Genomic DNA, 14,495 nt, shown 5'->3' on the forward strand with positions numbered 1-14,495 from the left:
ATGTTTAGTAAGAGAGGATTAATCCTTTCCCTTCACGCTTCCCTTGCCGATCAAGGTTTGGAGGTTGGCTCCAACTCAAAACCCACTTCGCAATGGCATGATTTGAGTGGTAAAGGAAATCACGGCATACTGAATGGCTTCCATTTTACGAAAGATGATGGTTGGGGAGGCAGAAACACCCCCGTCGATCCCTATGCCCTGTTTTTTAACGGGACGAGCCATTATGTCCAATGTACAGGCGCGGATACCTCTAAGCCTGTCGCCAGTGTTACCTTTGAAGTGTGGATATATTATATCGGGGGCAACGTTGTTTTGTCTTCCGGGGGACGGTTGAACGATACCCAGGGCATTTTGGTCATGTTTAACCCTGTGGGGGAATTGGAGCTTCAGGTTGCGACCCGTACAAGAAAAGCATATGCCAACTTAGGGGAATTACCCAGAAACAAATGGTATCATATTGTTGGCGCATATGACGAAATTACAGGCAATCTATCTACCTTTCTGAATGGGGCTCCTCAAGGAAATGTGCAAGCTGAAGTCACTGAACATATCAAGCAGCCAGATGGACTTTTTATTGGCAGGCACAGTACAGAGGATAGCCAATGGTTTCGTGGATATATTCCTGTTGTACGGATGTACAATGTTGCGTTAACGATGGATGTAATCGTTGCAAACTATATGGCTGGTTACCTTTTGGGGATAGGTCATTCTGACATGCAGATTTATACGAGAGTACCAGAAAGGCAGAATCTCACAGCATCTTTGCAAGTGGGAATTAGCGGAGGAGTTCAAGGAAAGCAGACCATTATTCCTACCGACATGGCTGACATGTCTTCACATATAACCGTTAAAAAGCCTAGTCATATAGTGAGCAATATGCATATTAATACTCATGTTTCTGTAAAAGCGCACTATGCGACCCGCCCTGCGGATCATGATGATGTACAGAGTACTATTGAAGTTAAAGTAGCGGATAATCTTGCAGCCGTACTGGGTGTTAGTGCGTCAGGGAAAACGGCTGTAAAGGCTCGATATAGTATCCTGCCTGCGGATAATAGTGATGTCCAAGGTAGGTTGGCAGTTAAGGTATCCGATCATCTCACTGCTGTGCTGAGTGTTAGCTCATCAGCTATAGCAGTAGGCACATACGATGTGAAGCGGCTCATGCCAAATGATTTGCTTTCCAGCCTGAATGTTGTGCAACAGGGATTACCTTCCCGTATATCGGTTCAAGCAAGTACTACCTTAGCCGCCAAATACGATATTCATGCTGTTCAGGAGCAAAACCTCAAAGCTGTAATAGAGGTCAAAGAGCCTAATGATATCGTCAGTAGCTTAAAGGTAAACACTCAGGTAAACAGCAACGGAAGATATCAGGTACGGGGAATTGAGCCTGCTAATCTCAGCTCCAGCCTGCAAATTAAGTCTATTCATCAAATATATTCATTATTGTCTGTACGAGCCCATACTCACCTGGGCGTGAAATATGGTATAGAGTCTCTTGGAGCCGAAGACTTAACCTCCTTCCTGACGGTACCAAGTATATCTGAACTACACAGTAGCATTCTGGTAGGTACCCATACCCGATTAATGGGGCATTACCATATTCGTAAAAGTCATGTTATAGATATATATGCTAGTCTGGAAATTAAGAAGACGGAGAATCTACCTTCATTCTTGTCTATTGCATCCTTTACCCAGTCTACCGGCAGATACGGGATAACTTCTCGGAGTTATGATGATCTTCCGTCTGCAATGACGGTTCGGGAAGTTTCGAATATGGCTTCATCCATAGGAGTTGCACCCTATACATGGATGAAAGGCAGATATGATGTTATCGAGCCCCCAACGTACACGACGATTATGTATTCTAATAAAGATGCTTTTGTTCGTGAGTCTCAGCCCAGATTAAACTATGGTGTTGAGGAACAAATGTATGTCGGATATTCTGCCTCGGCTCAGGAAAGATACAGATCTTATGTTGGCTTTGATTTGGATACAGCTTCTATTCCCAAGAAAAATACAACGATTAAATCTGCCGAGCTCAAAGTGTATTTCGATGGTCGCAACGTACCCCTGAAGGGGATACAGCTCATTGAAGCATCCAGGGAATGGACAGAATATGGAGTTACCTGGCAAAACCAACCGTTTCCGTTTGGCTTTAGCAGTCCTAATTCAACCTATGACGGTATAAACATCGTTCAAGATGTAGGTGGAGATTCAGGGTACATTTCTTTTGATGTGACTGATTCCATTCGTGCATGGTATGAAGGAAAAAGGCCGAATTTTGGATATATCTTTAAAGCTCTGGATGAATTTGAAAATGGAAGTATCCGTTTTTTTACCAAGGAGCAAAAATCGTACCGTCCTATATTGGATATTACCTACTATGATACTCGTATCTATAGTTTGGGCAGGAACAGTATAGAAGGTGGCCTTACCTCTCGTGTAAGTAAGGTGTCTCATCTTCCAGCTTCGTTTCGCATCAAACAGTCCCATGGAGCAACGGTTTTGAAGGGAAGCTTGTTTGTCCATAACCAAAGGGAGGTCCTGGCCGATATCACAGTGACGGTACCTAACTTAAACGGTAAGGTGTCCGTACGGCGCAAGGATAATCATTCTTTGAAAGCTCAGCTTGTTATTGCTGTTGCACGTGAGAATTCAATGGACAGCACCCTGTGGGTGAATAGGAAAATAGTACCTTCGAGTATGTATGTCTTTTACAGGGAGAACCTTGCTTCCGAACTGAGCGTTGCCCGCTGGGCAGCTCCGTTTCCCGAACTTCCGGCAACGATTCTTGTCAATCGAAAGGAAACGCTTGGGTCGATCCGTGTAAGAAGGACAGAGCATCAGGATATCTCTTCTAATATGGAACTGAGTATCCCTAATATATTAGGGAGCATAACCGTCTTTCAGGGAGCGGTAAAGAAAAGCTCTATTTCAGTCCGTAGATCTCGTGAAGCGGATCTGATGGTGGAGGGGCATATACTTTATAGGCAAGATATGCCTGCGGATATGAATATCCACAATCCTGATTTTTACGGCAGGCTCCAAATTGTGTTTGGTAACCTGCTCATATCCGATTTGTCTGTAAGAACAAGAGCGCAATCCGGGCTATCTTCAACGGTCACAATACCGCATTATACTTCTTTGAGATCAAGTATAGCGATCTGGCCGAAAAAAGATGTGCCTTCAAGTCTCACTGTACTTTCAGGAAATTTATGGGCCTCCATATCCATTCCGTACCATATAAGAATGGATATGCAGTCACGAATTACAGTGCGAGTTAAGCTCATTTCTGATCTGGAAATTGCAGTAGGAGTAAGATCCGGTAATCTAGGCTCTAACATAAAGGTTCGAGTGGACAGCCATACGGATCAGTCTTCTCATCTGCGAATCAGACGTAGTCATTTGGACTCTATCTCGAGTGAGCTTTACGTAAAAACTTGGGAGAAATCTGAACTTAAAGGCAAGATCAGTGCACGGAAAAGCCGTGAATCTGATAGATGGTCTCGAATCTCGGTGCGTCTTTCCGATCAGCAGGATTGGGATACCGAACTATCGGTTCGTGTTATGGAACACCATGATCTGAATGCTGAAGTGGGGATTAGGCGGGACGCAGCGTATGATAAATATGGTCGCGTTACCGTTCGACATTCAGAGCAAACAGAGCTTCCATCAGATTTGGAGATTCGGGAACATAGTCACATCACAGGCTATCTAACAGTGAGAAGGACAGCACAAATAAGCTTACAAAGTGATATGAGTGTGTGGGAGAAATCCATTGTCACTGGCTCAGTGGTGGTCAGACAGTATCGACAAAATGATCTTCATGGTTCCATGGACATTTGGAAAAGATCTATATTAAAAGGCCATATTTCCGTGTGGCAGAAAGCATTACTACCTGGGGCTATACAGGTTCAGGTGTATGATGATATGGCTTCCAGTATAGATGTGGCTACAGAATACGGATACTGCTTTATCATGTAAACTTAACCCCTGCTATTCGTAGCAGGGGTTAAGTTTTACTGATTTTTACTTATATTGAACCTGTCGGGGAAGAAAATAGACAAAAGGCAGGTGATATGGGCTGGATATAAATGTAATAACCGCGGTTATTGGAGTCATCGGTACAGCCATTTCAGGAGTCATCGGCTACGCCAGCGGTCGTAGCAATAATAAGGTCTCGGATCGAGAGCTATTGTCAAAAGATGAGCAGGCTTTCCGGGTCACCCTAATGGATGCATTGTCAAGTCATAAGGAGGAAATCCATCGCTTAAGTGAAGCGGTAGCTGTACTTCAAGCTGAAAATTTAAGTTTGCTCGCAGAAAACAGATCCTTGAATGCGAAGGTAGAGGCATTGGTAGCCAGACTTGAAGGTGGATAGGAAATAGATTTATAGGGGAAGCAAACTGACATTTGAAATGAAGTACTAATTGGAGGCTATCGAGGAACTTCGACAGTTTTCAAAAGAATGTTGAAATAGGTCTTATGGAACATGTTCGAATTGAGTCAAAAGGCTTGTTTTTAAAGATGTATACACAAAAAAATGGAACAATATAACCAGATGAAAATAACATCAATCAATGCTAGGAATTGACAAGGTTATATATACCTATTAAAATGAGAACATAAGTTCGTGTTTTGAAAAAGTAATAGATAAATTGCAACTCTTCTGATAGATATGACGACTATTAGAGTAGAATCCTAAAAATTATATATTCAATTAGGTAAATGGAACTGATTCAAATGTATTACGTATTAAAAAAAGAGTAGGGTAAGATAAAGAAAAAAGTGGAAACTAATTGTCGAATGTCGGAAAGGAGTTGTGATACAAGTTTTAAGGAGGGAACAGAGTGAACTGGAACCTATTGAATTAAAATAAACTATTAAAATAGGAGAACCGCAATGATAACGACAAATGTTAGCTCATTTAACCCAGATACCTTAAATCATATTTTTAACTTTATACTTCGTGGTGTTAACGAGGAGGATCGAGAAGATGTGAAACAGGATTCAATCGTTCAAATTCTGACAGCGATCCACAAAGGGAATATAAAAAAGGATATATCTACTTTTTCACATACGGTCATTAAACGTTCTGTGGTTGACTATTATCGTAAAAAAAAACGTAAAATTACACAGTTCAGTACAACCGTTAACTTTTGCGATGGCACAGATGAAGAAGGCTCAATGGCCAATTATTACTCGGTTCAAGTGAATGATTACGGGTTTAAATTAGCAGACGTGAAAGTAGACTACTTAAGCAACCGTAATAGATTCACAAAACAGGAGCAACGAATCATAAATTTCATGCTATTCACTGAAGAAGGCATGGATATGAAACCTGCAGAAATCGCCCATTATCTTGATATTCATAAATCCCATGCTTGTCGAGCCGTGAAAAAACTAAGAGAACTCTATAAAACTGAGATTGACAAATAAACACTCTGATATACCACTATCAGAACAAAATCAAATCCAAAAGGAAATAGAAAGGCACTACGCACTGCCCCTTACTATACATTAATTAGTATACATATCTGACTGAGGCATTGCAAGTGAATGATTCTGAAAATTTAATGAAAATTGTTAAAAAGGAAGGTAGTTTACATGTTGAGTCGCTATATAGTTGGTGGAAGATTAGATCCACCTTTCTATCCTACCAAAACAAGGCCCTGCATAGCAAGCCGCAGGGTTGATATAGATGGTTTTAGAGCTTTAGAAGGTAAAAGGAAGGTAACAGACATCTTTAAGATATCTAATGATCTGGAGTTTTTCGCTATTTCAATAAAGGCGGATGTTATTACCCCTGCCGATTATTGGTCCTTAGTGGTTGATGAAAATGTAATTGTTAACCATGTATATTGCAAAGATTATAGTGAAGGTCTCTATTTTCAGGTAGCTCATCCTGTAATGGGCGGGCGGGAATTTCGTTTTGAATTTTACACGGAGAGTGCTGACCGCAAAAGAATAGAAGTATCCTATTATTTTTTGACAGACCCGAAGGTTACCCTTCGTCTAAACGGTATAACGAACCAAAGCTATGATCCTATTTCTCTACCTGACCGGGTTTAAGGAACAGCACCTAGGGAGGGAGGTTATAGAACATGATCGGTTATATGAATAAATGCCCCCATTGTGGGGCGGAATCTTCTTTTGTTCCTGAAGAGATGGAATGCGATCAATCTCTTGTTCTTTGGTGTAAGCACTGTGGGGATTATATCAATCAGACCATAACAATGGAATCCCTGAGGAAGTGGTGGGCGAGATACGACGCAGGCGAAGACACATTTAAGCCGCCTGTGAGCAAAGGGATACTGCTTATGTTTGAAAGGCTGGAACAAACGCTAGCAGATGAACCAGACTGTAACCTGAATCGGGTCGAAATCCATCTCAAGGATTTTACAGACTATCGCTATAAATAAACTCTGGAGGAAATGATATGAATCATATGAACAACAACATGTATCAGCAAGATGGGGAAGATTCTGATTCAGTAGAATTTATACAAATTATTAGCAAAATTCAGAGAGTTGTCAAAGAGAATAAGGAGCTTAAAAGGAAAAATCATCATCTGATTTCCCAAAATAGACAACTTGCGGCCCGTAATCAATTGCTCGAATTGCAAATGAATGAATATACGTCTTTGGTTCAGGAAATGGAGCAGCAGCTCCTTACCCAGCACGAGTATGTGTTGGATTCAATGCAAACTAACCAAACGCGTTCAAAGAATTTTTTATTCTTGGATGATTCCGGCCATACGTATCTCATTAACTATTCAGATAAATAAATTCTAAAAAGGTAGACCGACTACTGGAGTGTGAGCGTGATCAATGTAGAAGGAAATTCATTATGCTGGTATTTCCAGAAAATACGGGGTGAACGGATTGCTCAGTGATACGTATATACAATTAAGAAAACCTGCTGTGAAGGATATGCATAATATAAAGCTGATCTGTGCGTGTAAAGAGGACAAAGACCTTCTTGGGGAATTTCTTCAAGAGAATCGGAAATTTATGTTTTCGATTATTATGCGATATAGGGGAAGTATAGAAGAGCTAAAAATGAAATTCAAGGTTACTGAAGATGACTTATACCAACATGCATGTATAGGATTACTAACGGCACTCAAGGATTTTGATATTCATCGAGGAATTAAATTTACTACGTATGTAGTAAGACCAATTTTATGGGAGGTTAATCAGTTATTATATAGCAACTCTCAAGAGGTAAGACTTAGTCGGGGAGCTATTGATATGATCCGAAGGATGGTAGAGATAGAAGATGCACTAGGCTACAGGCCGAGTGAGCAAAAAATGGCGAAGCTACTTCAAGTTCCTATAGAACGTTACAGAGAAGTTGCCCAATTCAGTGATGCAATGGAACATTTTGATTCAATAGATAACTTCGAAGCTACAGACAACTCACAAAATAACATGGATGAACATGTGATTAATAAGGTTTATGTTCAACAACTGTTATGTAGTTCTCTGTTTACAGAACATGAAAAAACGGTGATGCACTTAATTATGAAAGGAGCTAATAACTCCCAGATATCTGAAATACTCCACGTATACCCCATGACAATCACCAGGACGTTAGCACGCATCAGGAAAAAAATAGATAAACACAAACAGGATACTGAGAATATCCAAATTGAAGCTCAATCAAAATACAGAGAAGAAATTAACTTAATTGTAGAGATGAGTAAAGAACATAAACAAGTCTTGAATGTTACAGACATTACAGATGTACTTAAAATATCCGGCTATGATATTTCAAAGTATTCAAAACGTGTTCTTTACTATATCCGCAAAAAAGCAAAATTAGCTATATAAAGTATAGCAAAGTTAAACGCAAATCACAACTGCTCTCGATCGATATTAGAATCAAGAGGGTAAAAAAAGCCCATGCAGTTTTCAGCATGAGCTTTAAAGCGAAAAAAGATATCAAACCTATCCCAGTACCGTTAGCTCTTTCGGAAAAGAGGTCAGTACTTCTACGCCGTCAGAGGTGACCAGAACGTCATCTTCAATCCGCACACCGCCGAGGCCTGGCACGTAGATGCCGGGTTCTATGGTGAACACGAAGCCCTCATGAAGCAGGTCTTCATTGCCGCCATGCACAGACGGATATTCGTGAACGCTCATGCCAAGGCCGTGTCCAACCCGATGGTTAAAGGCGGGACCATACCCGGCAGCTTCTACAACTGCACGTGCTGCCTGGTCTACCGACGCGCAGGATACACCCGGACGAATGGCGGCAATACCAGCCTCGTTTGAGCGGAGTACCGTCTGATAAATCGTCTCCAGCTCAGCTGACAGCTTGCCAAAAGCAAAAGTACGCGTAATGTCTGAGGCGTAACCGTCTGAATATACGCCCATATCAAACATGAGCAGATCGCCGTGTTCCAGCTTGCGGGTACCAGGAACACCATGAGGCAGCGCTGTTTTGGGTCCAGATAGCACCGTAGTGTCAAAGGACGGGCCATCTGCGCCGATTTTCTTCATCTGGTATTCAATTTCGGCTACCAGCTCGACTTCTGTCACGCCTTCACGCACATGGGTCAGGCCGTGGCGAAGCGCGTCCTCTACCAATTGTGCGGCATGTTTCAGACGCCGTACTTCCTCAGGTGTTTTTCTTACGCGCATATCCTGAAGCACGGGACCGAGATCCACATATTGAGCCGCACCAATGGCAGTATGTAGCTGCTCGTAGCGGAGTACAGAGACGTGTTCCTTTTCCAAGGCGAACACCTTCACCCCGGTATCTGTGCGCTGGCGCAGCAGATCATATGGATTATCCGTATCTGTGTGGGTGGAGATGCGAGTCACGGAAGAAGCAGCGTGGGCCGCCTCTGCATCCAGTGCAGGCACGATCAGTTCAGGCTCCTCGTCCCGAAGCAGTACCAAGCCAAGAAATCGCTCATGCGGCTCACTGGCAAAGCCAGTCAGGTAGTAAATGTGCTTGGGATCGGTAACGAGCAATCCGTCCCATGACTGTGACTTCAATTCATCATACAGCCGGGTTATTTTATCATTCATACAGAATCATCCCTTTCTATTCATGGATTCATTATAACGCTTATTGCATGAGCATTTTACATAAATCCCAAGAGCGATTTTAAATCAGCGCTATAATAGATCGAAACGGTTTAGTTCGTCTATATAGTGTACATTTAAGCGTTGAGAATCGAATTATGAAAAATCCTTGTTTATAAGGAAGATGCTCACCGTCTTCAAGGGCATGGGCAAAGCGCAAGTCCGGCAGGCGGCGAATCATATCCTCTGCTTGCTCCCTGAGCATAGTATCCATCTGATTGATTCGTTCCGTTGTCAGCTTCACAAACGGCCGATCCCCTGTCATATAAGGAATATCATCCTTATGAGCCAATAGAGCGGTATTCGGCAGCAAGTCCAGCAGTGCATGAACATTTCCGATATGATCAATGTCCTGATGCGTTAAAATAATTCGCTTCAGGTGGCTGATATCCTCTCCCACATCTGCAATAGCCTTGCGCAATGGTTCCAACTGAATCCCGTGAACTCCGAAGCACACCTCCTGTCTCCTATTGTTAAATGGGCCGACCAAGCTTTGAAGCTTTTGTTTTTCTTCAAGCTTTATTATAAAACCCTTTGTATCCGAACCGCAAAAATAACAACTTAATATGGCTGTTCAGGTGCTTGTCTTGTACAATGAAATAAATCAACATAGCAGGAGGCGGGTACAAACGATGAATAGGGACCAATCTTTTTCCATTGAATTTGCGCGCAGGGAGGATCTTCCGGCTATTGTGGGCATTTATAATTCCACCATTGCAGGACGAATGGTAACGGCAGATTTGGAGCCCGTGACAGTGGAGAGCCGTATCCCATGGTTTGAGGCTCATCAAGAAGACCATCGACCTTTGTGGGTTCTGAGACATAAAGAGACGATTGCAGGGTGGGCCAGCCTTCAGTCTTTTTACGGACGTCCAGCTTATAACGGTACGGCGGAAATCAGTATTTATGTCCATGAAGATTCTCGTGGAACTGGAGCAGGAAGTCGTATGGTGCAACACGTACTGAATGCATGCCCTGGGCTTGGAATTACGACGCTGTTGGGGTTTGTATTCGGTCACAACGAGCCGAGTATCGCCTTGCTGCGGAAATTCGGTTTTGAGCAATGGGGTTATTATCCGCGTGTTGCGCTGCTGGACAGCATAGAGCGGGATCTGGCTATTCTGGGTAAACGAGTGGATGTTGAGGATAAATAGACGAACAAACATCGTTTATAAAGTGGAACATGAAAAAAAGCTGCATCCAAAATGTTCTGCGCACTACAATCGTGCGTGGTTTTGGAAGCAGCCTTTTTATGTTGTGAAAAAAAGATGTTGCCTATCCCCTTCGTTTAACGCTGCGGTTTAAAACGGATGTTGCGAAAAATTTGATTGAGCACCTCGGACAGCACCAAGCCGACAGCAATGGCACCTGCGATCATCAGCGTACTCATAGCTAGCTCCAGTGCCTGAGGATAATTATGTTGTACAAACTGTCGCATCGCATTGTAGGCCATTCCCCCCGGGACGAGCGGAATCATGCCTGCCACGCTGAAAATAATAACGGGCATTTTGTACAGTCTGGCCAAGCTCTGGCTGATGATTCCGATTAGAACCGTTGCCAACAGGCTGGCGCTCACGGGTCCCATGCTGTCTGTAGTCCAATAATAGACGAGCCAGCCCAACATGCCGACGAAGCCGCATTGTAGCAGTGAATGTCGGGGAGCATGGAAAAGAATGCCGAAAGCAGCGGTAGCAATAAAGCTTGTGAATAATTGTGCAAGCATAAACTTGGATCTCCTCCGAATCACATATACGAAATGATAACCGCAACGCCAGCCCCAATGCCAAAGGACGTCAAGCAAGCATCAGCACCCTTGGATATGCCCGAAACGAGGTGTCCGGCCATCAAATCCCGAATGGCATTAGTAATTAATAAGCCTGGCACCAACGGCATAACGGAGCCAATAATGATTTTGTCCATCATCTGGCCCCAGCCTGTAACTGTCAGTAAGGCCGCCAACAAGCCGATTAAAAAAGAGGCAGAAAACTCTGAGAAAAACTTAACTTTAACGAGTCTGTGAAAATATTGCACAGCCGCGAAGCCAGCCCCGCCACAGAGAACGGCTGCAGGGAAGTCTCGCCAGACCCCGCCAAACATAATCATAAAGCAGCCGCTCGCCAATGCCGCAGCCATCAGCTGCACGCGATTGGAATAGCGGAGCGGACCACGTTCAATCTTGGACAGCTCCATAACTGCTGCGCGGGGTGACAGGTCACCCCGACTTATTTTACGTGAAATCGCGTTAACCTCTACTACCTTGTGCAAATCGGTGGTCCGCTCCACAATCCGGATCAGCTTGGCAGGCTCCGAGTCGTTAATGGCAAAAAAAATCCCGGTCGGTGTCACATAGCTATGGGACTGGGATATGCCGTAGGCTAAGGCAATGCGGGACATCGTATCTTCGACACGATAGGTTTCGGCTCCATTTTGCATCATGAGCTTGCCAGCCAGCAGACAAACCTCGATGATCTCAGGGGTAGGATGGGAATGATTATTCATGCTCGCTCTCTTTCATTCGTACCGGGCCGTTTGGCCGTATTATTTGTATATATTGTAGCACAAAAACCCGCCCTTTCAGAGGCGGTTGTGTGGGAAATAAGAAGGAATCCGTCAAGATTCCATCGTATCGGGAATAACTGTATAGTAGGACTCTTCCAAATGTGTTGCAGCCTCAGACAAGCCCATGGATCTAAGCTGTCCTGCTACAAAAACACGAAGGGCAGAATGGGTGAACAGATGGCGTGTTTGAGCATCCCGGATAAAGGCCAATCTCGCTTCACGCGAAGCGTTGTGGAACAAATCACGAACTGTTTCACCTTGTTTATCCCAATGAAAGGGCTCTGCCACGCTTAAAAGAGCACTCTTCATAGAGGAACGCTGTTTTGCGGAAGAAGGAAATGCAGGAATGCCCAAGCCGTTCAGTGTAGGAGCAGCTTCGTTTTGCTTGCGCTCGGTTCGCAAACTGTCGATGTAGGCAGCCATATCCTGAATCGGTTGAACACCGAAGCGCTCCCGAAAGGATTCCCGCACAAACGCAGTGCGTTCATCTACGGCCTGAGGCGGCCGATGTCCTGTATGTCCTGTATAATCCTGTCCACTAGCGTAGTAGCGCTTTAATGAACTGTTCTCTGTATAAACTACACTTAAAAAATCCTGCAAGTGGCGGGCAACCACCCATACACCTGTCCAGTCAACAGGGGATATGCACACAATGGGGGCCAGCGAAAGATCCTTTACAAGTCCAAAATCCGTTAAAAAGCCGTAATGTATTCCGTCCACGCCTGCGTGAGCAAAGGGAATCACATCCGGTGGTGTAGCCATATATCGTGGCGCGCGGCCATGCTCCATAATCAATCCCAAATCAAAACTCAGAGAATGCCGGTTCGCTTCAAGCTCCTGTTCAAATTCTATAATTGCCTCAATCAAAGGTGTAGCTGATCCGTAGGCAGGGTTAGAACCGGAAATCATCGTGTATGCCTCCTTATCCAAGTACATCCAAAAAGCGTTCATCCCTAAAAGGTACGTGATTTTACACGAAATGTAAACCTGTATGCTGAATCTTTTCAAAAATGTGACCTTTTACCCGTGTGTTATGGAATAAACCGCTTTCGGGGTAAAACAGGACGAGATACCTATTTAGAGTAAGTACAGAAGTAAAGTGAGTTTGTGAAAAAGATGTCTTTTCAGTTTATGACCGCCACGGTGAAGTGTGAATGCGGGAATGGATACAAATAATTGCTACAAATTACAGATCAAACTACAGATCAAACTACAGATCAAACTACAGATCAAACTACAGATCAAACTACAGATCAGAGCTATGGATGGCGAAGGAGTAAGGTGCAACGTATCGGGTCAGCGGGTATAATATCAGGACAAGGTGAGGATGGACGTCATCCAATGATTTTTACAGAAAGAAGTGGGTATATGAACTTGCACAAGAAGGCCGTATTTTTCGATGTGGATGATACAATGTACGATCATTTGCACCCTACTCGCGATGCGTTGCGTACAGTATTAGGATTGAGTGAGCGTTTTCCTTATGAAGAGGCCTATCATCGTATTCGCTATTACAGTGATGTGTTATCAGCCAAAGGAGGACTATTGGAGGGGAAAGCGGGGCAGGATGAGCTGGAGGATATGAGGGAAGGCCGTTTTGTTCTGGCTTTACAGGAATTTGGGGTGAATATTACCCGTGAGCAGGCAGTGGATATCCAAAAAGAGTACTTGGATCGCCAGTATCGGATTGAGCCTTTCGAGGGAGCTACATCGTTAATGGACGAGTTGAGCTCGGCTGGATATCTGGTTGGCTTGATTACGAATGGTCTCGAAGATCACCAGATGAGCAAAATCAGGGCCATGGCGCTGGAAAATCATATTGCGGCAGAGCATATTTTTGTATCCGGAACGGTTGGCTATGCCAAGCCTGATCCACGTATCTTCGAAGTAGTGAACGAACGGACAGGGACTCTGGCGGAGCATTGCTGCTATATTGGGGATTCCTGGCGTAATGACGTGGCGGGAGCTGTAGCGGCGAATTGGCGGGTCATCTGGTTCAATCACAGAAAGGTTGCCCCGGAGTCTGAGGTAGTGGGAGTCTATGAAACAGCGGCAAGCTATTCAGAGTTGAAAAAATTACTGCTGTATCCGACATATGTCTAACTTCATTCAAATGGTTTAGAACAGAGAAGGAAGGGATCGCGCATGGTTGAACAATGGAGGCAGGCAGACGAAATCATAAGTCAAGTGACTGTTTACAGTACCGAGGATAATGATCCGGTTACGATTAAAACAGTCTCCCAAGACGTCCGTTGTATTGGCATCGGGACGGATGCGGCCGTATTTACGCTCGATATGTTGCCCGGCTACGCGTTCAAGGTGTACTCAGACATGGCGATCGAGAAGAAGGATGCGGAGGCCGACGTATACGAGCGTTTGCGGGGATCCGATTTTTTTCCACATTATTACGGGAAAGGTGACAAGTATATTGTCATAAGCTATGAATCAGGTATTACGCTTCTGGATTGTCTGCTGCAAGGCATTTCGGTGCCGGAGCAAGTCATTCTGGACGTGGAAGAGGCGAGGGAGTTTGTCCGATCCAAGGGGCTGAATCCCCGTGATATTCATCTCAAAAATGTACTGATGCAAGATGGACGCGCCAAGGTATTGGACGTATCCGAATACGTGAAGGAGGGCGATGACAAGCGCTGGGAGCATCTGGTGTGGGCGTATCATACGTTTTACTCAGGTATCTCGGAGGTTAAAGTTCCGTCATGGATTCTGGATACGATTAAAAAATGGTACTACAAGCTGGACAACTCCAGCTTTAATCTGGAGGAGTTCGCTCAACGCGCCAGCCAACTGTTTTCCAAATGGAAGTCATAATGGAAG

The 14,495-nt window shown here is 44.0% G+C and carries 15 protein-coding genes; 10 read left to right on the plus strand and 5 right to left on the minus strand.

All coding sequences use genetic code 11. The features are described from left to right. From ABIA61_RS12660 to ABIA61_RS12690, 7 genes are all read left to right on the plus strand, one after another. Complete coding sequence (locus tag ABIA61_RS12660; RefSeq protein ID WP_404580812.1) at window positions 1-3,990, plus strand: DNRLRE domain-containing protein; 3,990 nt, start codon at window positions 1-3, stop codon at window positions 3,988-3,990. A gap of 247 nt (window positions 3,991-4,237) precedes the next feature. Further along, the gene (locus tag ABIA61_RS12665; RefSeq protein ID WP_404559585.1) at window positions 4,238-4,387 is read left to right on the plus strand and encodes a hypothetical protein; all 150 of its coding nucleotides are present in this window, start codon (window positions 4,238-4,240) and stop codon (window positions 4,385-4,387) included. Window positions 4,388-4,908: 521 nt separating this feature from the next. Continuing rightward, window positions 4,909-5,445, plus strand: coding sequence for a sigma-70 family RNA polymerase sigma factor (locus ABIA61_RS12670; RefSeq protein ID WP_283655143.1), 537 nt, complete (start codon window positions 4,909-4,911; stop codon window positions 5,443-5,445). Window positions 5,446-5,613: 168 nt separating this feature from the next. Beyond that, on the plus strand, window positions 5,614-6,078 hold the full coding sequence (locus tag ABIA61_RS12675) for a hypothetical protein (protein WP_283655144.1): 465 nt from the start codon (window positions 5,614-5,616) through the stop codon (window positions 6,076-6,078). Between the two features lie 32 nt (window positions 6,079-6,110). After that, window positions 6,111-6,428, plus strand: coding sequence for a hypothetical protein (locus ABIA61_RS12680; RefSeq protein WP_044644645.1), 318 nt, complete (start codon window positions 6,111-6,113; stop codon window positions 6,426-6,428). Window positions 6,429-6,445: 17 nt separating this feature from the next. Beyond that, on the plus strand, window positions 6,446-6,793 hold the full coding sequence (locus ABIA61_RS12685; protein ID WP_404519930.1) for a hypothetical protein: 348 nt from the start codon (window positions 6,446-6,448) through the stop codon (window positions 6,791-6,793). An 88-nt stretch (window positions 6,794-6,881) separates the two neighbouring features. After that, the gene (locus ABIA61_RS12690) at window positions 6,882-7,841 is read left to right on the plus strand and encodes a sigma-70 family RNA polymerase sigma factor (protein WP_283655146.1); all 960 of its coding nucleotides are present in this window, start codon (window positions 6,882-6,884) and stop codon (window positions 7,839-7,841) included. A 117-nt stretch (window positions 7,842-7,958) separates the two neighbouring features. Here the strand turns inward: ABIA61_RS12690 and ABIA61_RS12695 are convergent, their stop codons facing one another. Together ABIA61_RS12695 and ABIA61_RS12700 are read right to left on the minus strand one after the other, a co-directional pair. After that, window positions 7,959-9,047: a M24 family metallopeptidase gene (locus tag ABIA61_RS12695; protein WP_404580813.1), complete on the minus strand. Its 1,089-nt coding sequence runs from the start codon at window positions 9,045-9,047 to the stop codon at window positions 7,959-7,961. A 79-nt stretch (window positions 9,048-9,126) separates the two neighbouring features. Further along, the gene (locus ABIA61_RS12700; protein WP_483874942.1) at window positions 9,127-9,561 is read right to left on the minus strand and encodes an MBL fold metallo-hydrolase; all 435 of its coding nucleotides are present in this window, start codon (window positions 9,559-9,561) and stop codon (window positions 9,127-9,129) included. A 175-nt stretch (window positions 9,562-9,736) separates the two neighbouring features. On the opposite strand from ABIA61_RS12700, the gene ABIA61_RS12705 reads away from it, so the two are divergent. Continuing rightward, window positions 9,737-10,258: a GNAT family N-acetyltransferase gene (locus ABIA61_RS12705; RefSeq protein ID WP_283655148.1), complete on the plus strand. Its 522-nt coding sequence runs from the start codon at window positions 9,737-9,739 to the stop codon at window positions 10,256-10,258. A 134-nt stretch (window positions 10,259-10,392) separates the two neighbouring features. On the opposite strand, the gene ABIA61_RS12710 is transcribed toward ABIA61_RS12705, so the two are convergent. The 3 genes from ABIA61_RS12710 to ABIA61_RS12720 form a co-directional block, all read right to left on the minus strand. Further along, window positions 10,393-10,827 carry a threonine/serine exporter family protein gene (locus ABIA61_RS12710; RefSeq protein WP_404519935.1) on the minus strand — a complete coding sequence of 145 codons (435 nt, stop codon included), beginning with the start codon at window positions 10,825-10,827 and terminating at the stop codon, window positions 10,393-10,395. A 20-nt stretch (window positions 10,828-10,847) separates the two neighbouring features. Next, the gene (locus ABIA61_RS12715) at window positions 10,848-11,603 is read right to left on the minus strand and encodes a threonine/serine exporter family protein (RefSeq protein ID WP_404519936.1); all 756 of its coding nucleotides are present in this window, start codon (window positions 11,601-11,603) and stop codon (window positions 10,848-10,850) included. 111 nt (window positions 11,604-11,714) lie between these two features. Continuing rightward, window positions 11,715-12,572, minus strand: a complete 858-nt coding sequence (locus ABIA61_RS12720) for a hypothetical protein (protein WP_404580814.1) — start codon at window positions 12,570-12,572, stop codon at window positions 11,715-11,717. 459 nt (window positions 12,573-13,031) lie between these two features. On the opposite strand from ABIA61_RS12720, the gene ABIA61_RS12725 reads away from it, so the two are divergent. Further along, entirely contained in the window at window positions 13,032-13,766 is a 735-nt protein-coding gene (locus ABIA61_RS12725) for an HAD family hydrolase (RefSeq protein ID WP_404580815.1), read from the plus strand. Window positions 13,767-13,808: 42 nt separating this feature from the next. Then, a complete protein-coding gene (locus tag ABIA61_RS12730; RefSeq protein WP_283655151.1) occupies window positions 13,809-14,489 on the plus strand; it encodes a protein kinase family protein in 681 nt (226 codons plus the stop codon). Window positions 14,490-14,495 lie beyond the last annotated feature (6 nt).

This window comes from Paenibacillus sp. RC21, from assembly GCF_044907935.1.
In the GTDB taxonomy this organism is placed as follows: Bacteria; Bacillota; Bacilli; order Paenibacillales; family Paenibacillaceae; genus Paenibacillus; species Paenibacillus terrae_A.